General features: G+C 41.3%; 1 protein-coding gene. It reads left to right on the forward strand.

Annotation, left to right across the window (positions count from 1 at the left end):
* The first annotated feature begins 64 nt into the window (after positions 1 to 64).
* Positions 65 to 1,215 (forward strand): IS3 family transposase gene (locus L0668_RS20525; RefSeq protein WP_235314598.1). Its coding sequence is split into 2 segments (ribosomal slippage): positions 65 to 341 and positions 341 to 1,215, totalling 1,152 coding nucleotides; the frame shifts between segments, so codons are not numbered across the junction.
* Positions 1,216 to 1,232: the final 17 nt, after the last annotated feature.

Here is a 1,232-nt window from a genome sequence, read left to right on the forward strand (position 1 = left end):
TAATCTGCTTTAATTAAACAGGACACTTTAATAATGGAATATAATGCAATTATTGAGGTGTTAAATGATAAAACGAATAAACAGAAGTTATACGGCTGAGTTTAAACAAGAAGCCGTGGCATTAGTAACTGAACAAGGTTACAGCGTACCAAAGGCAGCCGCGTCTTTAGGAATTACAGATAAGTTGCTTTATAACTGGAAAGCTAAGTTTGAGGCCGAACAATCAGGTGCCAGTTTAAATGCGGATGAAAGAGCTGAGTTGTTAAGGCTGCGCAAGGAAAATAAAGAACTAAGGATGGAAAAGGAAATATTAAAAAAGGCAAGTGCCCTCCTACTAAAGGAAACCAAGTAACGTTTGAAACCATCAAGCAACTTTCATCGGCATTTGCAGTAGTTAAATTATGCCAAATGATGAATGTCAGCCGCTCAGCCTATTATGCTTGGCTCAAACGCCCAGCAAAGCTGATAACGGCAGAACAACTGGACTTATACCGAAGAGCCAAGGTTATCTTCAAAGAAAGTAGAAACAGCTTAGGTTATCGAGAGTTACGTAAACGGTTATGTAAGGAGGGCTTTGATGTCAGCGATTATGGCGTTCAGAAGTTAATGGCAACCCTTGGCCTCGTGGTTACTCAACGAGTGGCCTACAAGGTAACAACGAAGCGGAAACACAGTGATGCAGTTGCTGATAACTTACTGAATCAGAACTTTAATCCAGTTGCACCAAATCAGGTTTGGGCTGGCGATGTGACATATCTAAGAACCGGTGAAGGCTGGATGTATTTAGCGATTGTGATGGATTTGTATTCACGGCGTATTGTTGGTTGGCATATTGATAAACGCATGACCACCGACTTGGTGAGTAAAGCGATGATAAAAGCTTATAACTTACGTCAGCCGCCAAAAGGTTTGGTATTCCACAGTGATAGAGGCTCACAATATACCAGTAAGCGTTATCGAAAATTACTAGCTGACTACGGAACCAGAGCTAGTATGGGTGATGTGGGAGCGTGTTGGGATAATGCTGTTGTAGAACGATTCTTCGGCAGCTTAAAACATGATTGGTTGTTGAAAATACCGCAACCGACTCGTGAACATATGAAGAATGATGTGGCAGTGTATATGCGCTATTACAACTTAGAAAGGCTTCATACGACTAATGGTAATCTGTCGCCAGTAGAGTATGAGCAAAGTTCCTTAAGAAAAGTGTCCTGATTTAGTTGCGCAGAACA

The organism is Paraglaciecola algarum (assembly GCF_021532655.1).
GTDB lineage: Bacteria > Pseudomonadota > Gammaproteobacteria > Enterobacterales > Alteromonadaceae > Paraglaciecola > Paraglaciecola algarum.